This window comes from Arcicella sp. GW822-FHT02H01 (assembly GCF_058802005.1).
The window spans coordinates 3,319,696-3,342,685 of the sequence record NZ_JBXANT010000001.1 but is presented as its reverse complement, the minus strand read 5'-3'; the positions used below and the strand labels follow the sequence as shown (position 1 = coordinate 3,342,685).

Below are 22,990 nucleotides of genomic sequence, written 5' to 3'. Positions count from 1 at the left end.
GAAAATCAGGGATTTTATTTTAAATATTAGCTCGTAATAAAGTTATTGTTTCTGATAAATCACCATAAATTAATTATGAAAAAATACGGAATGAATCTGCTTTTATGGGGTACAACCATTGACGAAAGTCTTTTCCCTGTTCTTGAACAAATAAAAGCAATTGGTTTTACAGGAGTAGAAGTACCGATTTTTGATGTTGACCCTGAGCATTGGCAAGCATGGCGTACAAAATTGGACGAGTTAGGGTTGGATAGAATTGCAGTAACAATATGTGGCCCAGACTTTAATCAAATTAGTCCAGACCCAGCTATGAGAGCCGCTACTTTAGCAAGAAATAAAAAGGCTATCGACTGTGCAGTAGTATTAGGGGCAGATTTATTAACGGGACCGTATCATTCAGCACTAAGTCATTTTACAGGAAAGCCTGCTACCGAAGAAGAGTGGAATTGGGCAGTAGAAAACCTGAGAGAACTTGCAGATTACGCACAAGAGAAAGGTGTTGTACTAGGCTTAGAATACCTCAATCGTTTTGAAAGTTATTTAGTATCGTGTGCTGATGAACTATTACAATTAGTAGAAGACATCAATCATCCACATTGCAAAATAATGTTTGATACTTTCCATGCCAATATTGAAGAGAAAAGCTTGGGAGATGCTATCAGAAAACTAAGCAAGCATTTAGTACATGTGCAATTATCTGAGAACGACAGAAGCACGGTAGGGAAAGGTAATGTAAACTGGACAGACGTTTTTACCGCTTTAGAAGAAATACAATACGATGCTTATTTATCAGTAGAAGCCTTTAGTTCAAAACTAGCAGTAGCCAACATTTGGCGAAAGATGTTTGAAAATGAAGAAACACTGATGATAGAAAGCTTGGAGTTTATTCAAGCAATGAGCTATAAGCCTTGAGCTATGAGCAATTGTCATTTGCCTAAACCAAAAAAGCTCAAGGCTCACAGCTAGTTGCTCACAACTTTTTTAATAGACTAACAATTAAAATCATGAAACTAAACATTGCCATTGTCGGCTTGGGATTTGGAGCTGAATTTATTCCCATCTATCAACGTCACCCTCACACTAATATGTATGCTATTTGTCAGCGTACAGAAGAGAAATTAAATGAAATTGGTAATGCCTTCAATATCGAAAAGCGTTATACAAGCTTTGATGATTTATTAGCAGACCCTGATGTTGATGTTGTTCATATCAATTCGCCTATCCATAACCATGCGGAACAAAGCTTAAAAGCGTTGAATGCAGGCAAACACGTAGCTTGTACTGTTCCTATGGCTACTTCTGTAGAAGAATGTAAAGCCATCGTGGAAGCAACCAGAAGAACTGGCAAAAAATACATGATGATGGAAACGGTAGTATACAGCCGTGAATTTTTATATGTAAAAGAACTATACGAAAAAGGCGAACTAGGCAAGGTTCAATTCTTAAAGGCTTCGCACCAACAAGACATGGACGGATGGCCGGGTTATTGGCCAGGTTTACCCCCAATGCACTATGCTACGCACTGTGTGGGTCCTGTAGCTGGTTTATTAAAACTACAAGCAGAGTACGTTTCATGTTTTGGTTCAGGAACCATTCGTGAGGAATTGCACCAACATTATAATTCTCCTTTTGCCATCGAATCAGCGCATATCAAATTCAAAGATTCTGATTTAAGTGCCTTAGTATATCGTTCATTATTTGATGTTGCTCGCCAATACCGCGAGAGTTTCGAAGTATATGGTTCTAAAAAATCTTTTGAATGGTCATTGATTGAGCACGAAGAGCACGTAGTACATACTGCTAAGAAACCTGAGCCAGAAATACCAGAGAAAGTAACGGTGCCAGATTATGCTCATTATTTACCTGAAGAAATTCAAGTATTTACTACAGGTGGCGTATATGATACTGACGAAAACCAACATCTTTCATTTTTACAAGGTTCAGGACATGGTGGTTCGCACCCGCACCTTGTACATGAATTTGTGTCGGCTATTGTGGAAGACCGTGACCCATTCCCAAATGCTGAACAATCTGCTAACTGGACATCAGTAGGTATTTTATCACATGAATCAGCTTTGAAAGGAGGCGAAATTATTTACATTCCTGATTTTTGAGATTTTTAATCAATTGGATTTGAGACTTTAATTTCTTCGATATGTTTAAAGTCATCTGACTCCGTGGTCTGTGGCACACAGAACACAACTGATGCGAATGTAAGTGTTCTGTGTGCCACAGACCATGGAGTCGGTTGAGACCACGACATATAATAAAACATTTACACTACACCTTAAAACAATGAGAGAAGATTTAATCAAAAAATATGGCATTCGTAATTCAAGAATGTTTCTTGATGAAGTTTATTTCTGGACTGATACCGTGAAGGATTGGAAACGATTATTTAATCAAGAAAAATATATTGAATTGGTTATATCCGTTTGGCAAGAATTAGTAGCATTAGGACAAATCAAGATTTATGCTTTTGTTATTATGCCAAACCACCTCCACATTGTTTGGGAATTACTCAATAAAAATGGCAAAGAAATGCCTCATGCTTCATTTAATAAAAAGGTAGCGCATGAAATAGTGAAAGATTTAAAACTCAATCACCCTAAAGTTTTGCTACATTTTGAAGTAAATGAAAAAGAAAGACAATATCGAATTTGGCAAAGAGACCCTTTAGCAATTTTGATGAATACCAGAGCTAAGGTTCTACAAAAAATAGAATACATTCACTTGAATCCTTTACAGGAAAAATGGAATCTTACTGATAGACCTGAAAATTACCGCTGGTCTTCTGCTAAATTTTATGAGACAGGTGAAGACGAATTTGGTATTCTAACACACTATATGGACAGATTTTAGCTCCTTACTTACCATGGTCTGTGGCACACAGACCATAATTGGTGCGAATGTAAGTGTTCTGTGTGCCACAGACCACGATAGTCGAAACAGTAAAAATTAACAAGAATGCTAAAGTACTATTGCCCGTGTTTTGTATCATGAAAATACTCTCAATAGCCAAATACCCAATTTTATTTAAATAATCCATGAATTTATTCAATTATCAAAAATGAAAAAATCACTGTTTTGTCTTTGCTTATTACTGACTTGCCTAGTAGGTTTTTCTCAGAAAAAAGCAAAAAAAAATAAACAATCAGCTGTACAAACAACGGTGAAAGCCCGTCGTTTGGAAGTGTTATTCCTTGGTGATAATGGCCACCATAAACCGATAGACCGCGTACCAACGCTGATGGAGGCTTTAGGAAATAAAGGTATCAACATTACTTATACTGATAAATTAGAAGATATCAATACTACTAATCTGAATAAGTTTGATGCCTTGATGATTTATGCCAACTGGGATAATATCACGCCTGATGCTGAGAAAGCTCTCTTAGCCTATGTGGCTTCTGGAAAAGGAATTCTGCCAATACACTGTGCTTCTTTCTGTTTTAGAAATTCGCCTGAGTATGTTAAAATGGTAGGTGGGCAGTTCTGGCGCCACACAATGGACACTATCCGAGCGAATATTGTTCAGCCTAATAGTCCAATTTTAAAAGATATTTCAGGCATCAAAGCCTTCGATGAAACGTATTTGCATAGCCAATTACAGCCAGATAACAATGTTTTGATGACACGTGACATCAAAGCTGACCAGACAAAAGACCGTCCAGATGCTAAAACTGAACCTTACACTTGGACACGCCAATATGGAAAGGGCAAAGTATTTTATACAGCCTACGGACATGATGAACGCACATGGACAAATCCTGATTTCTTGAAACTGTTAGAAAACGGAATCATTTGGGCTGTTGATGAACAAGCACAGGCTGCTCATGCAGCACTTTTGCCCGAAGCATTTTCATATAGTCCAGCAAAGTTACCTAATTACGAAAAACGCCCTGACCCACAATTATTGCAAGCAGCGCTTTCTCCAGAAGAATCTATTAAGCACATACAAGTACCTGTTGATTTTAATTTAGAAGTATTTGCCCACGAGCCTAACGTAATGCACCCTATTGCTATGTCATGGGACGAACGTGGTCGTTTATATGTACTCATTACCAAAGATTACCCTAACGAACGCAAAGAAACTGGTGGTAGCGACTATATCTTAATTTGTGAAGATACCGACAAAGATGGTAAAGCTGACAAATTCACTCACTTTGCAGACGGCCTAAGTATTCCTACAGGATTGGTTTTTGCCAATGGAGGTGTTATTGTAGCTCAAGCACCACACATGCTATTTTTGAAAGATACTGATGGTGACGACAAAGCCGATGAAAAGAAAATATTGTTCTCTGGTTTTGGTACTTCTGATACCCATGCTGGGCCATCAAACTTGCATTATGGTTTTGATAACTGGATTTGGGGTTGCGTAGGTTATGCAGGCTTTCAAGGAAAATTTGCAGAAAAAGATTCTGTTAAATTCGCTCAAGGATTCTTTAGATTCAAAGCCGACGGTTCTGATTTTGAACATATCACTAGTACTTCAAATAATACTTGGGGTTTTGCTTTCAATGAAACTGGCGATGTTTTTGGTTCAACTGCCAACAATTCACATGGCTGGTATATGGCTATTCCACATAGAAATATTTTAGCGCCTTTATCAAATAATGGTAGCCGAAGTACGGATACACATAAAGATATGAAAACCATTACCCCAAGAATTCGTCAGGTAGATGTTTTTGGTGGATATACTGCAGCGGCGGGTCATAACTTCTATACGGCTAGAGCGTTCCCGAAAAACTATTGGAACAAAACGGCTTTTGTGTGTGAACCTACAGGACACGTAGTTCACCAAAATGTAATGACGAAAAATGGTACTGATTACAGCGATGTAGAAGGTTTTAACCTTTTGGCAGGTGCCGATGAATGGGTATCTCCAGTATTTGCAGAGGTTGGTCCTGATGGTGCCGTTTGGATTGCCGATTGGTATTCTTTTATCATCCAACATAACCCAAAACCAAATGGTTTTGAAATGGGTAAAGGAAATGCTTATGAAACCGATTTGAGAAATTATACACATGGTAGAATTTACCGTGTAAGCTATAAAGAAGCTCCTAGCTACACTCCTTTGAGTTTATCGAAAGACCGTCCACAAGAATTGTTAGCGTCACTTAAGAACACGAATATGTTCTGGAGAATGAATGCTCAGCGTATGTTAGTGGAACGTGGACAAAAAGACATCGTGCCAGCATTGATTGAAATCACAAAAGACCAATCTTTAGACGAAGCAGGTATCAATCCAAGTGTAATTCATGCGTTGCGTACATTGGAAGGATTAGGCGTAATAAACGACCCTACAGTACAACAAGCGTTGGTTGCTAGTTTATCACATCCATGTTCGGGTGTTCGTAAGACTGCTGTACAAATTTTACCACGCAATGAGGCTTCCGTGAAAATATTGTTGAACAATAACCTCTTGAATGATAAAGAGCCTTTAGTGGTATTAAACACATTATTGGCTTTATCAGAAATGCCTTTGACAGCAGAATCTGAGAAAGTTTTGTTAACTAGATTAGAACAATCAACTGAGATAAACGACCGTTGGTTACCTGATGCCTTTGCTTCGGTATTAACGAGCCACAATCAGGTTTTACTTAAAAAGTACTTGCAGACTCTTTTAAAAAGTGCATCTACGACAAAGGCAAAAACAGATGCTATGCCTGCTCATCATGACCATGCGGCCATGATGCAAAATGAGAAAGCTCCTGCTACTAAGTCTACCAGCAACAATCCTGACTTAGTAATTAGTAAAATCAACTTTACCCCTGCTAATCCAGCATTAGGTGAAAGTACTTTGTTCAACATCGAAGTGAAAAACCAAGGAGGTGTAGCTGTTGCTCAAGGAGAAGTTATTAATCTTAACATCAGAATTGAAGGCGTAGGTAGAAAATTCGACTTAGTAAGCCATACATTTAATGCAGGTATTCCAGCAGGCGAAACTGTTAATATTGATAAGTATAACAATGGTGCATGGACTAGTAATTTAGGTCTGTCTTCTGATATGGCAGGTACTTATACTATCTCAGTAGAAGTAGATAAAACCAATATCATCGCTGAAGATAACGAGAAGAATAATGCGTATAGTCAGAAATTGACATTCAATGCTCCGAAGAGTATGGCGAACTATGCTATCGAAAAAGCCGTGAAAAACTATGCTAATGTTTCTTCTCCTGATTCTGTGGTGGCTTTATTAAAACTAAGCCAGAAATTGGATGAAACAAGTGCTGCTTCATTGATTAAAGGAATCGCTGATGGCTGGAATTATCGAAAAAAATCACAGGTGAAAGATAGTGACAAGGCTTTCTTAGCAAGTTTAAACAAAACTCTTTCGGCTGATAACAAAGCTAAATTAGCACGTTTATTCCAAGTATGGGAAGTAAAAGAAGAAGTGGTAGATGCCAACAAGGTGGTGATTGTGATAAAGTCTGTGAAGGAAGAAATGAAGTTTGATAAAAAGGAATTCACGGTAAAAGCTAGTACTAAAGTAGAATTGGTTTTTGAAAACCCTGATGCCATGCAACATAACTTGGTAATTGGTAAACCAAAATCTTTAGAAATCATCGGAAAAGCAGCGAACAAAATGATTACACAAAAGGATGCTTTAGATAAAAACTATGTACCTAACATTCCTCAAATCATTGCTTCAACGCCATTGGTAAACCCCGAAGAATCATATCGTCTGACATTCACAGTACCAGAACAAATAGGAGATTATCCATTTGTATGTACTTTCCCTGGGCACTGGAGTATCATGAACGGCATAATGAAAGTAGTAAAATAATTTTTTTGATTGAAAATAATTAGTGAAACCTCCACATGTATTTTGTGGAGGTTTTTTGTTTTATCACCGCACCGTACCACGACTTTCCAAGTCGTGAAATCTTCTTAATTTACTATACACGAGTTGGAAACTCGTGCTACAGAGTTGTTACTATTCAAACCTTGCAAATGAATAACCTTTAGCTTTCAACACCTGAATCAGTTCATCTAATCTTTGATAAAACTTATCTTTTCTTTCTGGCGAAACACCTATATGCGTCAATAAGATAAATCCATTCAAGCCTTTAGCTTCGCTTGTTTCATATTGTAATATTCGCTGAAATATCTGCTCGGAAGACTTATAATTAGGCATTTCTGGCGTTGTATAATCCGCATTAGAAGAAGTTCCAGTAGTATAATTCACAAGCGTAAGCCCAGCTTGTTTTGTCCAATCAGCTATCGTTTGATTGTACCATTCAAAGGGAGGCATAAAATACTGAGCCTGTTTAGCTTGTACGCCAAACTTCGCTAAGGCATCATAATTTTGTTGAAGGTCGGTTGTAAATTGCTCTTTAGTGAGTAGAAGAGAATCACGTTTTGCCCATGGTGCATACAACAAATGTTTGTCAGAGTGGCATCCTACATAATTTTTTTGTGCAATCAATTTCTCAATTGTACTCTTGAAATCAGGGTTTCTATAGAACTCTCCTGTAAAGAAAAAATTAGCCTTAATATGATGTTTATCCAATACTTTAGTGATAATCTCCCCTCCATCATTAAACTCATGTCCTGTAAAAGCTAGGTAGATTTTCTTCTCATCAGGATTCATTCTAATAATCCCGCCCGATTCTTTTTCTATTTTACTTTTATTTTTAGTTTGGCTCAAACCCTCTTTTTCATAATGTGATAGTAAAAACGACAAGCTAGCAGTACCATCCATCGTGGGTTCGTCAGTAGAATAATCGCCGTAATCATCATGATAAACTACCAAGTCAGATTGAAAGTCCGCATATTCATCTGGTTGATAAAGCGTTATTCCTATCAGCTTATTCCAAATAGAACCATACACAGGGCCATCTACCAAACCGCCATCTATTTTATAATTGTATAAATGTGTAAAGGCTGAGTGAGGGTCTTGTGGTGATATTCCAGCACTTGGGTATCCGCATATCATACTCGTTCCCCAAGGATTACAGCCCAACAACCAATCACGCATGGCGGCTTCCATTTCTATGTATTTTGTACTGTTCGTAAGTTTTCGGTATAATACCAACTGCATGATGAGTCCACTTACATAATTGTTTGAACACCAAACAAAAGGAACACCATTCAGAAAAGGATTATTTTTTCCTCTTTGAAAAACCTTCTCTATTCCACTTTCTAAGTATTGTTTAAACTCCTTTGAATACGTTTTTTGAGTAGTGTTCTTTGCTAAGAAATAATGACCTAAATTCACAAATGGATACCACTGATAATGCCTAGCTGTATCGGCTCCCATCCAAGGCGTAGTAGGTTCTTGTCGACCAAAGGTTGCTGCTTCATCAACGATTTTCCGTTCAGTTAGTACATTCGATAATTGTGTAGCCGCTAATTCCATGTCATCCACCCAATTGTCTTCTTCATAAAAATAAGGTGCTCCTCCAGGGGCAGTTTGACTAACTCCAGGCAATTCTTTCCCGAACTGGTAGGCATCTATGGCTTTTTCTTTTAATTGCTTGGCAAATGCTGGATAATACGACTGGAATAATTGATGACCAAGTGCAAAGGCAGAAGCAAATTTGCCTACTGTAGAAGATACACCTGTGGTTCTGTTTTTATATTTAAAGCCTTGTGGCTTGCCTGTAATAAAATATACGGGTCTGGCCAAGCCTTGGTTAGTAGCATATTTGGTTAAGTCTTTATTAGGCAATCGCAACCCTCTATGGTCACGGTCATCAGCTAGTTGATTATAAAACTCATGCTTAGCTGGATTCATTTTCACCAACCAATCTAATCCCCATTTAGCCTCGTCTAATATATCAGGAATACCATTTTTACCAAGATTTCCCCAAGCATCATGCTTGTCGGTATATACTTCAGGGTTTTCTTGATAAGCAAACATCATTTGAAAAATAGCATTAGCGGAGGTTGTAACATATTGGAGATAGTCAGAGGCATCGTGCCAACCACCCGATACATCAAGGTGTGTAGAGTCTTTTTGTTTATCAGGATGATATACGATAAAGCCATCAGCTTTATGACAAGAGTCTTTCAAGAAAGGATTATATCCACTTCTTTGCTGACGCATATATTTCAGCACAAAATCGGCAGAACCTTCATACACATCAGCATTGATTCGGAATATAGGAGATTTGGTTTGTCCTACTTGAAGATAATAAGTGCCTTGCTGTGTAAACTTTGAAAAGTTAAGCCTAACCGCGGATTGAAAAGAAGCATATTTACCAAATTGTTGTACTTGGCTCGACTGAAAAACTACCTTCTTCGTCAGTACATCAATCAACGAAAAGCTTGTGACTTTCTCTTCGTTTTTACTCACCCAAACACCCACTTTTTGAGATTGTGGTAAATACCCTACTTGATTAATTCTTATCCAAGCATTTTGAGTAGTTTGACCAATCGTAGTATAAAATGAAAAGAAAGTTAAAATGATGAAGTATAGTTTTTTCATGAAGCTTTTTACTTTAAAATTAGCGTATTAATTCCTCAGGTTCAAGCTTATTTATACTAGTTTGTAGGGGCAAGTATCACAATTACCCTCAATAGTCAAGTCAATATATTGTAATCGTTACGCTTCATTCTTACCTCTACTTAATTATTCAATAATGTGTCCAACTTAATTCGTGACGCAGTGCGTCACGAATTGGAAAAACTATCGCATATTATGGAGATTACTATCATCAAGACTTCTCTTTTTCTATACCAACCCCTCCTTCAACAAATCATGCAAGTGAACAAAACCTATTGGTTTATTATTTTCTACTACTACTAACTGCGTAATACTTTTCTCTTGCATCAGTTGCAAAGCTTCTACGGCAAAAGCGTCGGCATTAATTGATTTGGGCTTGGCTGTCATGATATCTTTCGCTGTTAGTCCCACCAAATTATCATGTACGTTTAGCATTCTTCGTACGTCACCATCCGTAATTATACCTAATAAATCATTGTCCTGATTTACTACTGCTGTTGCACCCAACCTTTTAGAACTAATTTCTAAAAAGGCATCTTTAATACTTGCATTTTCGGATACTAGGGGCAATCCATGATTAGGGTAAATATCTGATACTTTCAGGTATAAACGCTTACCTAAAGCTCCTCCAGGGTGATATTTGGCAAAATCATCGCTATTAAATCCACGGCATTCTAATAAGCATACTGCAAGGGCATCTCCTAATGCCAAAGCTACTGTTGTACTAGTTGTAGGGGCAAGATTTAAAATATCTGCTTCTTTCTCAGTATAGGCATGTAAAATAAAATCTGCATTTTTACCTAGATAAGAACTTGTATTTGAAACCATTGCAATTAATTTTACACCAGTTCGCTTAATAAGGGGTATCAAAATTTTTATTTCAGGTGTATCGCCCGATTTTGAAATACACATTACGGTATCTTCTGTTTGAATCATCCCTAAATCACCGTGTATAGCATCGGCAGCGTGCATGAACAAAGCGGGCGTTCCAGTTGAATTAAGCGTAGCCACAATTTTCTGGGCGATAATTGCAGATTTGCCAATACCAGTAATCACCAAGCGACCTTTGGCCTTAAGTAGGTGATTTACACATGATTCAAACGAGGAATCAATTGATGCTACAATTTTTAGGATTGCATTTGCTTCTTCCTCTAAAACTTTTTTTGCAGTTGATTGGATATTTTTTACTAATTTCAATGTTAGAAACAGTTTTTCAAGACTGATTTTGTGTTAAATTTATTACAAAGATAAAGGATTATTAACCACGATATTAATCAAAAAACCTTTTACAAGTTTCAAAAACAATGAGTGTTACACAAGAAACCACCGACTTTTTAAAAGAAAAACTCAAAGAGACTTTTGGATTTTCCCAGTTCCGTGGTGAACAAGAAGATATTATAAAAAACACCCTGTCTGGCGAAAACACTTTTGTTATCATGCCAACGGGTGCGGGGAAATCATTATGTTATCAAATGCCTGCCATTGCGATGGAAGGTACTGCTATCGTAATTTCTCCGTTGATTGCCCTGATGAAAAATCAGGTTGATCAAATGAATGCATTTGGAATCAATGCTCAATTCTTGAATTCATCATTGAACCGTGCTGAAATGACGAAAGTTAAAAATGCGGTTATTAGCGGAGAGGTAAAGTTGTTATACATCGCTCCAGAATCTTTAACCAAAGAGGATAACCTAGCATTTTTAAAACAAGCAAAAATCTCTTTTGTAGCAATTGACGAAGCACACTGTATTTCGGAATGGGGGCATGACTTCCGTCCTGAATACCGCCGTATTCGTTCTATCGTAGAAAGCATCAATACAAAGTTACCAATCATTGCCCTTACAGCCACGGCTACGCCAAAAGTTCAGCAGGATATCCAGAAGAACTTAAACATGGACGAAGCTAGGTTGTTTAAGTCTTCATTCAATCGTAAAAACCTTTATTACGAAATCCGTGCGAAGCGTGATGATATTGATAAACAAATTATCAAATATATCAAAGCCAATCATGGAAAGTCGGGAATTATCTATTGTTTAAGCCGTAAGAAAGTAGAAGAAATTGCCAATTTACTCAACGTAAATGGTGTAAGAGCTTTGCCTTATCATGCTGGTTTAGATGGTGATGTTCGCATGGCTAATCAAGAGGCTTTCTTGAACGAAGAAACGGATGTAATGGTAGCAACGATTGCCTTTGGTATGGGAATCGATAAGCCAGATGTTCGCTTTGTGATTCACTACGATGCCCCTAAATCATTGGAAGGCTATTATCAAGAAACTGGTAGAGCTGGTCGCGATGGGCTAGATGGTACTTGTATCATGTTTTATGCGAAAGAAGATATCAACAAGTTGGATAAATTCAACAAGGATAAAACCATTACAGAGCGCGATACTGCCCGTATGCTATTGCATGAAATGGTACATTATGCCAACTTGGGTACTTGTCGCCGTCGTCAATTATTAAATTATTTTGGTGAACACGTTGATAAAGACTGTGGTTTCTGCGACAACTGTAACAAACCAACGCCAAAATATAAAGTAGAAGAAGCCGTAGTATTGGCCTTAAAAACGGTTGAATTAACAGGCGAGCGTTTTGATGCACAACATATCGCAGATATTTTGATGGGTTATAAAAGCCAGTATGTGGGCAGTTATGAACACAACAAAATTGAAACCTTCGGAAAAGCTAAATCATTGTTCAAACTGAATGCTGATGAGGACGAAGACGACGATGATGACGATGATGACGAAGTAGAATTTTCGGATGAAGAAGATGAGGATGGAAATCCGATTCCGAAACAAAAGAAAGCAAAACCAGCAGCGAAATCTAAGAGCAGAAAAAATGCTGAACCTGAACCGATTGAACAATGCGTTTCGATGGTGCGTCAGATAGCGGTATTAGGTTTCTTAGAAAAAGATGTTGAGAATTATGGTGTATTGAAGGTTTCTGAAAAAGGGAAAGAGTATTTGAAAGACCCTTATCCATTAACACTTTCAAAAGACCACGACTACGAAAACGAGAAAATAGAAGAAGACGAAGAAAAAGAAGCAGCATCAGGCAGTGGTTCGTATGATGTAGCATTATTTGAATTGTTGAAAAACCTTCGTAAAAAACTAGCCAAAGAAAAAAATCTTCCTCCGTATGTAATCTTCCAAGATCCATCTCTTGAGGAAATGGCAACCACTTACCCAACTACCAAAGATGAGATGGCTCAGATTAATGGTGTTGGTATGGGTAAGGTTGTAAAATTTGGTCGTCAGTTTATTGATTTAATCAAAAAGTACGTTGAAGATAACGAGATTGAAACCGCTACGGAAGTAGTTGTTAAATCGGCCGTGAATAAATCAAAAATCAAGATTCATATCATTCAACAGGTTGATAGGAAAGTAGATTTGGATATCATTGCTGACCAGAAGGAGCTTTCGATGGCAGAATTGATTGAGGAAATCGAACATATCTGTTATTCTGGTACTAAACTAAATCTTGATTATTATATCAACCAAGTGGTTGAACCTGATAAACAAGAAGAGATTTTTGAATATTTCATGGAGGCTGAATCTGATAATATCGCAGTGGCCTTGGAAGAATGTAATATTGATGATATTACCGAAGAAGAATTGAGATTGATGAGAATTAAGTTTTTAAGTGAAGTAGCGAATTAAGAGTTGTGAGTTTAGTATGTACTTTAATTTACACAGCAACTTCATTTTTCACATTGAGCACTTACATTAATCCTTAAGAATCAATCAATAAAATTGCTTAATGGAATGTTTCAATGGTTATAACGGTAATTAACCATTGAAACACAAGAAAATAACAATAAATGAATACACTAATTTTAGGCTCTGGCGGACGTGAACACGCTTTTGCTTGGAGAATATCCCAGAGTACTCTTTGTGATAAATTGTTTGTAGCACCGGGTAATGCTGGAACTGCACAAATTGCTACAAACTTACCTATTTCATATAATGACTTTGAAAAAATAGCTGAAGCGGTTTTAACAAATGATATTGAGTTAGTAATTGTAGGCCCAGAAGAGCCTTTAGTAAAAGGAGTAAGAGACTATTTTCAGTCGAGAGAGGATTTAAAACACGTTTTGATGGTTGGTCCAGATGCCCATGGAGCAATGCTGGAAGGTTCAAAAGATTTCTCGAAAAATTTTATGGCAAAGTATGGTGTTCCTACAGCGAAATCACAGACTTTTACCAAAGATACGCTTGAAGATGGTTTAAAATATTTAGAGAACCAAAAGCTACCTATCGTATTAAAAGCCGATGGATTGGCGGCTGGTAAAGGAGTAATTATTGCCCTTTCGCTAGACGAAGCCAAAGAATCCTTAACCGAAATGTTGGTTGATGCAAAATTTGGTGATGCTAGTAGCAAAGTGGTTATTGAAGAGTTTCTAACAGGTATTGAACTATCTGTTTTTGTGTTAACTGACGGAGATTCTTACAAAGTTCTACCCGAAGCCAAAGACTACAAGCGCATTGGCGAAGGCGATACAGGTTTAAATACTGGTGGTATGGGTGCGGTTTCACCTGTGCCATTTGCTACAGCTAAATTCATGGAGGCTGTAGATGCCCAAGTAATCAAGCCTACTTTGGCTGGCTTAAAAGCCGAAGGTATAAAATACAATGGTTTTATCTTTATTGGTTTAATGAACCATGAAGGCGAACCTTATGTAATTGAATATAACGCTCGAATGGGCGATCCTGAAACAGAAGTGGTTTTACCAAGAATTGAGTCTGATTTCTTAGCTTTAATGATTGCTACTGCCAAAAATGAATTGCATGAGGCCGACTTTACAGTAAGTAAACAACATGCCGTTACTACGGTAGTTGTAGCTGGTGGTTACCCGAATGACTACAGAAAAGGTGATGTAATTGTGGGTTATGATTCTATCAAAGAAGCTACAATTTTTCATGCTGGTACTAAACTAGACAATAATTTAGTACTTACGAATGGTGGTAGAGTAATGGTATTGACAGGCATGTCTAATACCTTAGAGAAAGCCATTCAAAAATCTCAAAAAGCTGCCCAAGATGTGCTTTTTGATGGAAAATATTATCGAAAAGATATTGGGTTAGATGTGTTGAGGTATTAATCATACTTATTTATAAACACATAAAGTAGAATGTTTTTTTCATTCTCTCCTTAAATTATGGGATGTAAATCTTGCTCCTCAGGAAGCTGTGGAACTAAAAATAAAGACGGTGGTGCTGTTGGAGGATGTCAGAACAACGGTGCTTGCGGTACGGGCGGTTGTAATAAAATGAACGTGTTCGACTGGCTGTCGAATATGGATATTCCTACTTTTAGTAAATTCAATGTTGTAGAAGTAAAATTTAAAGGTGGTAGAAAAGAATATTTCAGAAACACTAATCAAATTGAACTCTATGCTGGCGACCCTGTAATCGTTGATGTCCCAAGTGGGCATCACCTTGGCTTTGTATCTTTACAAGGCGAGCTTGTGCGTTTACAAATGCTAAAGAAGGGGCTGAAAGATAACGAAGAAATAAAAGTTATCTACCGAAAAGCCAATGATAAAGACCTTGAAAAACACGACCAAGCTGTTGCACGTGATTATCCTACGATGTATCGCACCCGTGAAATTATCAAGGAATTAAAATTGAATATGAAGCTCTCGGATGTTGAGTTTCAATCTGATAACACCAAAGCTATTTTTTATTACTCTTCTGACGACCGTGTGGATTTCAGAGAATTAATTAAAATGTTGGCGAGTGAGTTTAAAGTGAGGGTTGAAATGAAACAAATTTCCCTTCGTCAAGAAGCTGCCAGAGTAGGTGGTATTGGTGTATGTGGACGAGAATTGTGTTGTTCTACTTGGCTGACTGACTTTAAAAACGTAACTACTTCGGCAGCTCGTTATCAAAACCTTTCCTTGAATCCTGTAAAACTTTCTGGTCAATGCGGACGACTTAAATGTTGTTTGAACTATGAATTAGAAACCTATATGGATGCCCTGAAAGATATTCCGACAATTGAGAAATCTCTTCAAACGATAAAGGGTGAAGCTTTTTTACAGAAAACGGATATTTTTAAAAGAGTAATGTGGTTTGGTTATAGAGGTGAAGAAAGTAACTGGATTCCTGTAACGGTTGATAGGGTAAGGGAGATTATGACCTTGAATGAAAGGGGCGTAAAACCACAATCTATCGATGGTGCTGAGTCTGCAAAAATTGAACTAGAAATCGAAAAAGGTGCAGGTCCATTAAATGCAGATTTAGATAAAATGGACAGAAAGTACGGTGGAAACGGTGGCAAGAAAAGCTTTGATAAGAAAAAAGGTGACCGTCCTGACTTCAAATCAGAGAAAAGAGATAATCCTCGTCCTGAACGTAAAGAATTCAAACAAGAAAAAAGAGAAGTAAAGGCTGAACAACGCCCTGTAAAAACTGAAGATAAGGCAATACCACAAGAAAAGCCTGTTCAACAGCCAAAACAACAGGGAGCAAAAGGACAAGAGCAACAAAAGGCTGTTCACCCTAAAAACAACCAGAGACCTCAGCATTCTAAAGGCCCTAAGCCACAGCACCAAGGCAATCAACAGCCTAATGCTAATGCTTCGGAATCACAGGACAAAGGTGCTCAGCCAGCTAAAACGAATAACAACAATCAGGGAAATAAAAAGCCCCATCATCAAAAACAGAATCGTCCGCCACAAAATCGGAACAACAACCGTAACAATGACGATAACAAAGCAGTTTAGCGATATGTCGAGTACAAAATATTGGGTTAACAAGGCTATTAATAAATCGTTCAGCATGCCAACCGTGCGTCTGAACGATTATATCATGGCTTTGTTAGCCTTTTTTTTATGCACGCTTTCATCTTGTGATACCAACACTATCCTAAAGGAAAATTATGATATTCCTGATGCAAAATGGTTTATTAAAGATGCTCCAACTTTTACTTTTGAAGTAAAAGACTCAGCATCGGCATACAATGTTTTTTATACCATTCGTAACAATCGCTCGTATCCTTACTATAATTTGTACCTGACGCATTACTTAACGACAGAAACAGGGAAAATAATTCATCAAAAATTGGATGAAGTAATCTTGTTCGACCAAACCTCTGGTCGTTCTTTAGGCGAAGGACTAGGTGATATTTACGACCATAAAGTATTAGTCTTCAAAGATTTTCATTTTCCTAAAAATGGAAAATACAAAATCCAGATTCGTCAGTATATGCGACAAGACCCACTATTGGATATCATAAGTGCAGGTTTTTCGATTGAAAAAGTAGTAGCTCATTAATTTTTAAATCGATAAGTAATCGTAACGAGATAACTTAGTCATGCAAAAATTTCTTCCTTTATTCCCGCTCAATTTGGTGGTTTATCCAATGGAGGCCCTCAATCTTCACATTTTCGAGCCTCGTTATCGCGAATTAATCAATGAATGCTTGGATAACGGAAATACCTTTGGTATTCCAACTTTTATTGATGGAAAATTACCAGGCTTTGGTACGGAAGTCAAAATCATTTCAGTATCAAAAAGATATGACGATGGGCGAATGGACATCAAAACAGAGGGAATAAGGGCTTTTAGAATTATTGACTTTCAGAACCCTGTCAATCTAAAAATGTATGCTGGTGGGGTTTTAGAAATGCTCCCCGAAGTGGAAGTCCGCCCAATAGTAATGATTGGTTTGTTAGAAAGAGTAAAGGTATTATACAAATTACTAGAAGAGGAAAACACTTTTGATATCAATAAAGACCAGCCTTACTCCTATCAAATAGCCCATAAAATTGGGCTATCCTTAGAAGAAGAATACCAATTACTAAAAATGCCTACCGAAGCAGAAAGACAGGGCTTTTTAATACAGCACCTAGAAAGAGTAATCACGGTATTGCAAGAAATAGAAAAAACAAAAGAAAGAATTAAAATGAATGGGCATTTCAAGAATTTAGACCCTCTGAATTTCTAACATACATACCCGATTCTATTATCAACTTCATTATTAGCATATAAATATTATTAAAATGAGAATTGCTGTTTGGCATAATTTACATAGTGGTGGAGGTAGCAGAGCCTTACAGTATCATATTCAAGGTTTAGTAGAACGTGGACATCATGTAGAAGTTTGGGCGGTAAATCCAGATGCTGGTGGTTTTATGAAATTGCCCTCAGAAGTAATTCTTCATTCAGTACCCATAACTCATACTAAGCTTAATCCTAGTTTTAAAGAAAAAATATCTTTATTATTTTTTGAAAAAGAAGCCAATATGCTTGCCATGGAAGCGCACTGCCAACAATGTGCGGATGAAATTCATGCTGGTAATTTTGATGTACTTTTTGCTAATAGTTGTTCTTATTATGCCGTTCCCTTTATCGGCAAATTCGTAAGAATACCAAAGGTTTTGTATTTAGGCGAACCCATGCGCTTTTTGTACGAAGCCATGCCCAAACAAGTTTGGGAAGCACCTGTTAGGTCACAGAGTAAGTTTAGTTTACAATACTGGACTCATACATTTGCTAGTGCATGGCGTTTAAATAGGTTCCGTATGTTTGTACGGGAAGAGCGGATAAATTTTGATGCTTTTAATAAAGTGTTGGTCAATTCTTATTTCTCTGCTGAAAGCTGTCAACGAGTGTATGGATTACCCTCGGAAGTTTGTTATTTGGGTGTAGATACTGAATTATTTCATCCGTCCACTCATAGAAATGCTAGTCAAAATGAGTATGTGGTAGGGCTAGGAAGTTTTATGACCCATAAAAACCCTGAATTTGCCATTAGAGCATTGGGCTTGATTAAACAAAATAGACCGAAGCTACTCTGGATAGGCAATATGGCAACGGAAGAGTATTGGCAAGAAATGCAAAAGCTTGCACAAAAACTAAACGTAGAGATTGAACTAAAGAAAATGGTTTCCGATGATGAATTGATACAATTACTTAGTAATGCAATATGCCTAGTGTACACGTCTAAACTAGAACCTTTTGGCTTTGCTCCACTAGAAGCCAATGCTTGTGGCATACCAGTAGTGGCTATTGCCGAAGCAGGAGTGCGTGAAACCGTAATTCATGGCAAAAATGGTTTTTTAACAAATAACAAAACAAGTGAATTAGCCTATTATATTGAAAAGTTGATTAAAGATAAACCACTCAGAAAGGAAATGGCTGATTTTGCGTTAACGAATGTCCGTAAGAATTGGTCTTTACAGGCTGGCTCAGACAGACTTGTATTAGCCTTGAATGAAGTAGTCAATCAATAAGATTAGTACTAATCAGCGTAATAATCTTTGAGGAACCTTCTCATATTTTCTTTCAATCTTAATACCTCAATATTTCTATCTACTTCATTAATCATCTGTTTCAAGTAGTTGGTAGTTTTCTTAAATTTCATTTTCATCGTTTTAGTATCTCCTCCAAAACGATGCAATAAACTACTGCCATTATTGGTGATTGTGGCTTGATTATGCAGTTCCCACAGACTTGCCTCTAACTCATTTATTTGTTCTTTCAGTAGCTTGTTGTAGTACTTCAATTGCTCGTCGGCCATGGTTAGGGAGGCAACATTGGTACTAGTCAATGATATTTTCAGCCTGAGCAATTCAAACAAATCGTCTTTTTCATAAGCAGCCGTTATTTCCTTCATAATTTCGGTTTTACGTGCCCGCTCAGTCTCGTCTTGTTCACGGTCAGGATGAAACATTTTTACCAAATCTGTATAAATACTTCTTGCTGATTTACTGATATTGTTAGCCTCTTTTTTTAGCTTCTCTTCTTTTGCTAACTGCTTGGCTGTTTTCTGGTTTGTTGTTTTTTTAGCCTCCTCGCTTGCTTGTTTCTCTGTCAGCTTTTGTTCAAATAGCTCTTCTAATTCCTCAGCATTATTAATGTTCAACTCTTCTTCGCTTAATTCTAGTCCAAATTCATATCGCATTGTATCTTTAATAGATTCTATATTTTTCTTTTCATATTCTTCGCTAATTTCCTCGTAGGTTCCAGTCTCATTATATTTATTAAAAATCGGAATCAGTTCCTCAACACCTGCCCTTTCAATTAATTCAACTGATTTCTCTAAAATAAAATGGGCTATTTTTTCTTTCTCCTTACGCTTAAAAAAAGGGTCATCATGATGTTTATCAAAAACATATACTAAGTCGGCAATTTTGGATAGATGCTTTTTTTCAAGTGGGGCTACCTCTTTTTGAATAGTGCTGGTAATTATTTCAATCTGTTGTTTATCTGTCACGAGCCTTAGCTTTAATTCATCAATTTTCAGTACATAAGCATTAAACTGTTTCTGAAGTTTAGAAAGATTTTTATCTGGTTGTTGAGTAAGAATAAGACTATTTGTATTGGACATATACGTTTGCTATTAAAATATGAGCTATTCGGGAATTCAAAATTACTTTATTCTGCCCTGCAATTATTCATCAAAACGATAATCATGAAAGCAAGTAGTATAAAAATTGAGTTTTTATTGAATTAGCTTAACTTTGTCAATGAAGCTGTTTAAACTTTCCGTTTCTGAGGTGAAAGTATTGTATTTTTGAATTGATTTTTTCAACATTTGGGAAGCATAGCATCGCTACGTTGAGTAAATTTTGGAACAAGCTATTCTAAAAGACTTAGTTTAACCCGAAAGGGAAAGTTTAAACAGCTTCAATATAAATTAAACAGATATGGAAAATAGTACTAAGCTAAAATTAGATGTAAAACATTCTAGGATTCAAGCGATTATTGAAGGAAAATGCCCCCAGTGTAGAGAAGGAAAGATGTTTATGTATCCGTTTTGGCAAATTAACAAATTTGATAAAATGCACACTAATTGCCCTGTTTGCAACCTACGTTTTGAAGTAGAGCCAGGTTTTTGGTATGGTGCCATGTTTATTAGTTATGGTATCAATGTGGGCTTCTTAGCATTTTTAGGCGTTGCTATTTTCTTTATTTTCAACGACCCTCCTATTCTCTATTATATCATTCCAATCACAGTGCTTTCATTGGCTGCTGTGCCTTTTAATTTCAGAGCATCCCGTTCTATATTCATTCATTTATTTGGTTTTGTAAAATATAAACCAAGATAGCTTTTGTAAATTATGGAAATCAGAAAAGCTGACATTGTTACAGATTATGATGGTGTTTGGGAAATCTTTCATCAGGTAATCGCTTCTGGAGATACCTATGTAATTGACCCACACACGCCCAAATCAGCTTTAGCCAAACATTGGTTTGCTGATTATATGTTTACTTATGTAGCAGTTGAAGATGGCGTAATTTGTGGCACTTATATTATTAAGCCTAACCAGATAGATTTAGGTTCGCACGTGGCAAATGGTTCATACATGGTTCATCCTAGTTTTCAAAGGAAAGGAATTGGCAAATTTTTGGGTGAACATTCTTTGCAAGAAGCTAAATCATTAGGCTTTAAAGCCATGCAATTTAATATTGTAGTCAGTACCAATACTTATGCGGTAAAGCTCTGGAAAAATATTGGCTTTCAGATTATGTGTACTATCCCCAAGGCATTTAACCATCAACAATTAGGGTTGGTTGATACTTATGTGATGTATCAATCTTTTGAGTAGTGTGGATAATGAACAAAATAGCGGAGGGCAGAAATTTAAATTTCTGCCCTCCGCTATTTTGTTATAAAACCTTAATCCCTATTCTCTATTTTATTCAAATCTACTTTTGGTTTCTTTCCTAACGAATTAATCCAAGAAGCAATTTTCAATACATCGGCCTTAGGTACGTGCGTCATCGACGCCATTTCAGTGGCATAATCTGGCCAGTTTTCTGGTTTAGGATGATACACCAATTCTAAGATTTGCTCATTGGTATAATTTCTTTTGGCTACGTCTGTAAACGCAGGACCAACTACTCTTGTAGCTTCTGCATGACAACTTGTACAAGCGTGTTTTTTCAACAATGATGCTACTTGCTTAGTATCAACAGGTAATGTTGTTCCTACTGTTTTCTCTTTCTTTACAGGCAAAGTCGCAGGTTTAACTGGTGTTGTCGGAGCAGTAGCTTTTGGACTTATTTTTGCCAACTCGCCCGCAGGAATATCATTCAACGTATAGTAGCTAATATCGTGTAATAAAGGCTGACCTTCGTCATTTACTAAACCAGAAGCCAAGATTTCATGAATATATCCTTTGCGTAGGTTATCCATTACTAAACGTACTTTCAGGCGGTCTGGCGAAACTATTACGCCTCTCAATGGTGTTGTCTCTTGATTGATTATTGGGCTACCATATTGATGATGGTACTTATAAGTAAAGCTTTTCAGTTCATAACTAGCTAAGTTTTCAGCACTTTTTAAATCTACAGGCTGTGTAAATTCTACTTCAAAGCCATCTGGCATTGCATGAACGTTCTTCATTTCAAAAGGTGTTCTTCCATTCCAAACCAAACGTTGAATACCGAATAAGGCTTTTCCAGTAGAACCCCAACCTCTTGAAGTCATTCCTACGAAAATAGAGCCATCATTTCCCCATCTAGCACGTACTGTTCCCGACTGAAAACCTTCGCGGAAAGGATAACAAGCACCTTGATATTTACCATTTACTTTTTCTAAAGACATTCTCATTGCCTTTGATTGTCCTTGGTCAAAAACAATATATTGTCCTTGGAAAGGTCCAAATTTTCCACCTGTTTCGTCCTCAATCATATCGGCAGTCGAAATACCCATCAAAGCGTGTGGAAACCAAACAGCAGGCAATTTCAATGCTTTTACTTTTTTAGCAGCTTCATACATTGGCTCGCCAGTATCTGGAATATCGGCCTTTGTTAATTTCAAGGGCGAGTCTGGCTCTTTTGTCCAAAACAACCCACCTGCATTCCCTGCGAAGTCTCCTTTTTCCAAATGTGTCACTCTACCAGACCCTACCCAGTCGCCTTGGTTTTCGCCATACAATACATCGCCGTTAGAATTGATAGTAAAACCTGCTGGCGAGCGTAAACCTGTCGCTACAGGCTCAAGTGTGCCATCTTGCTTCACTTTTACTAACCATCCACGCCATTTAGCTAATTTTCCTTCGCCATATCCTACCCATGCTACGTTGAAAGTAAGGTACATATCACCGTTTTTATCGAAAACTGGTCCATACGAGTACTCATGGTAATTTCCTGATAAATCCCAGTTGGCTACAGATTCATAAATATCAGCTTTACCATCAGCATCAGTATCGGTTAATTTGGTTAATTCACCCCGTTGCGTACAGTAAAAAGAGCCTTTATAATAAGCCAAGCCTAAAGATTCGTGTAAGCCACTCGCAAAAAGCGTATAGCTTGGTTTCGTTCCGTTCAACTGATAAGGATTTTCAATAATCCAAACTTCACCTCTTCTCGTACAAACACCTACTCGCCCATCGGGCATGGGAGCAATTCCACCTGCTTCTAATTTTATTTCGTCAGGAATGGCAATTGTTTTTATTTCGTAAAAGTCCTCTTCTGTAAAAGGTTTTGGTTTCGCTTGTGCAAATGCGCTTTGAGTAACATAACCCAATATACCCATCGAAAGCAATATTTTTAATGCTATTTTCATTTTTTGGAAATTAAT

At 37.2% G+C, this 22,990-nt stretch carries 17 protein-coding genes; 12 read left to right on the top strand and 5 right to left on the bottom strand.

The window, feature by feature from the left end; translation table 11 throughout:
- The first annotated feature begins 75 nt into the window (after positions 1-75).
- The 3 genes from AC1RNE_RS14060 to AC1RNE_RS14050 all read left to right on the top strand — a co-directional run bounded on the left by AC1RNE_RS14060 (position 76) and on the right by AC1RNE_RS14050 (position 2,862).
- Complete coding sequence (locus AC1RNE_RS14060; protein ID WP_492801619.1) at positions 76-912, top strand: sugar phosphate isomerase/epimerase family protein; 837 nt, start codon at positions 76-78, stop codon at positions 910-912.
- Positions 913-1,004: 92 nt separating this feature from the next.
- The gene (locus tag AC1RNE_RS14055; protein WP_492801617.1) at positions 1,005-2,114 is read left to right on the top strand and encodes a Gfo/Idh/MocA family protein; all 1,110 of its coding nucleotides are present in this window, start codon (positions 1,005-1,007) and stop codon (positions 2,112-2,114) included.
- A 181-nt stretch (positions 2,115-2,295) separates the two neighbouring features.
- Entirely contained in the window at positions 2,296-2,862 is a 567-nt protein-coding gene (locus AC1RNE_RS14050) for a transposase (RefSeq protein WP_492801615.1), read from the top strand.
- Positions 2,863-2,866: 4 nt separating this feature from the next.
- Here the strand turns inward: AC1RNE_RS14050 and AC1RNE_RS14045 are convergent, their stop codons facing one another.
- A complete protein-coding gene (locus AC1RNE_RS14045) occupies positions 2,867-3,049 on the bottom strand; it encodes a hypothetical protein (RefSeq protein WP_492801613.1) in 183 nt (60 codons plus the stop codon).
- A 21-nt stretch (positions 3,050-3,070) separates the two neighbouring features.
- Between AC1RNE_RS14045 and AC1RNE_RS14040 the strand changes: the two genes are divergently transcribed.
- The gene (locus tag AC1RNE_RS14040) at positions 3,071-6,790 is read left to right on the top strand and encodes a PVC-type heme-binding CxxCH protein (RefSeq protein WP_492801612.1); all 3,720 of its coding nucleotides are present in this window, start codon (positions 3,071-3,073) and stop codon (positions 6,788-6,790) included.
- A 150-nt stretch (positions 6,791-6,940) separates the two neighbouring features.
- Here the strand turns inward: AC1RNE_RS14040 and AC1RNE_RS14035 are convergent, their stop codons facing one another.
- Positions 6,941-9,436 carry a bifunctional glycoside hydrolase family 9 protein/polysaccharide deacetylase gene (locus AC1RNE_RS14035; RefSeq protein ID WP_492801610.1) on the bottom strand — a complete coding sequence of 832 codons (2,496 nt, stop codon included), beginning with the start codon at positions 9,434-9,436 and terminating at the stop codon, positions 6,941-6,943.
- 246 nt (positions 9,437-9,682) lie between these two features.
- A complete protein-coding gene (locus AC1RNE_RS14030) occupies positions 9,683-10,651 on the bottom strand; it encodes a KpsF/GutQ family sugar-phosphate isomerase (RefSeq protein ID WP_492801608.1) in 969 nt (322 codons plus the stop codon).
- 107 nt (positions 10,652-10,758) lie between these two features.
- On the opposite strand from AC1RNE_RS14030, the gene AC1RNE_RS14025 reads away from it, so the two are divergent.
- The 6 genes from AC1RNE_RS14025 to AC1RNE_RS14000 all read left to right on the top strand — a co-directional run bounded on the left by AC1RNE_RS14025 (position 10,759) and on the right by AC1RNE_RS14000 (position 18,692).
- Complete coding sequence (locus tag AC1RNE_RS14025) at positions 10,759-13,113, top strand: RecQ family ATP-dependent DNA helicase (protein WP_492801606.1); 2,355 nt, start codon at positions 10,759-10,761, stop codon at positions 13,111-13,113.
- A gap of 161 nt (positions 13,114-13,274) precedes the next feature.
- Positions 13,275-14,555, top strand: a complete 1,281-nt coding sequence (gene purD / locus AC1RNE_RS14020) for a phosphoribosylamine--glycine ligase (RefSeq protein ID WP_492801604.1) — start codon at positions 13,275-13,277, stop codon at positions 14,553-14,555.
- Positions 14,556-14,612: 57 nt separating this feature from the next.
- The gene (locus tag AC1RNE_RS14015) at positions 14,613-16,181 is read left to right on the top strand and encodes a PSP1 domain-containing protein (protein WP_492801603.1); all 1,569 of its coding nucleotides are present in this window, start codon (positions 14,613-14,615) and stop codon (positions 16,179-16,181) included.
- 85 nt (positions 16,182-16,266) lie between these two features.
- Entirely contained in the window at positions 16,267-16,731 is a 465-nt protein-coding gene (locus AC1RNE_RS14010) for a gliding motility lipoprotein GldH (protein WP_492803642.1), read from the top strand.
- Between the two features lie 40 nt (positions 16,732-16,771).
- Positions 16,772-17,404 (top strand): LON peptidase substrate-binding domain-containing protein, encoded by a 633-nt coding sequence (locus AC1RNE_RS14005; RefSeq protein WP_492801601.1) that lies wholly within the window; start codon positions 16,772-16,774, stop codon positions 17,402-17,404.
- 55 nt (positions 17,405-17,459) lie between these two features.
- The gene (locus AC1RNE_RS14000; RefSeq protein WP_492801599.1) at positions 17,460-18,692 is read left to right on the top strand and encodes a glycosyltransferase family 4 protein; all 1,233 of its coding nucleotides are present in this window, start codon (positions 17,460-17,462) and stop codon (positions 18,690-18,692) included.
- Positions 18,693-18,700: 8 nt separating this feature from the next.
- On the opposite strand, the gene AC1RNE_RS13995 is transcribed toward AC1RNE_RS14000, so the two are convergent.
- The gene (locus tag AC1RNE_RS13995; protein ID WP_492801597.1) at positions 18,701-19,789 is read right to left on the bottom strand and encodes a hypothetical protein; all 1,089 of its coding nucleotides are present in this window, start codon (positions 19,787-19,789) and stop codon (positions 18,701-18,703) included.
- Between the two features lie 319 nt (positions 19,790-20,108).
- Here AC1RNE_RS13995 and AC1RNE_RS13990 point away from each other — a divergent pair, with 319 nt between their 5' ends.
- Positions 20,109-20,510 carry a DUF983 domain-containing protein gene (locus AC1RNE_RS13990; RefSeq protein WP_492801595.1) on the top strand — a complete coding sequence of 134 codons (402 nt, stop codon included), beginning with the start codon at positions 20,109-20,111 and terminating at the stop codon, positions 20,508-20,510.
- A 12-nt stretch (positions 20,511-20,522) separates the two neighbouring features.
- Complete coding sequence (locus AC1RNE_RS13985; protein ID WP_492801593.1) at positions 20,523-21,011, top strand: GNAT family N-acetyltransferase; 489 nt, start codon at positions 20,523-20,525, stop codon at positions 21,009-21,011.
- Positions 21,012-21,082: 71 nt separating this feature from the next.
- Here AC1RNE_RS13985 and AC1RNE_RS13980 read toward each other — a convergent pair whose 3' ends face one another.
- The gene (locus tag AC1RNE_RS13980) at positions 21,083-22,975 is read right to left on the bottom strand and encodes a hypothetical protein (protein ID WP_492801592.1); all 1,893 of its coding nucleotides are present in this window, start codon (positions 22,973-22,975) and stop codon (positions 21,083-21,085) included.
- Between the last annotated feature and the right edge of the window lie 15 nt (positions 22,976-22,990).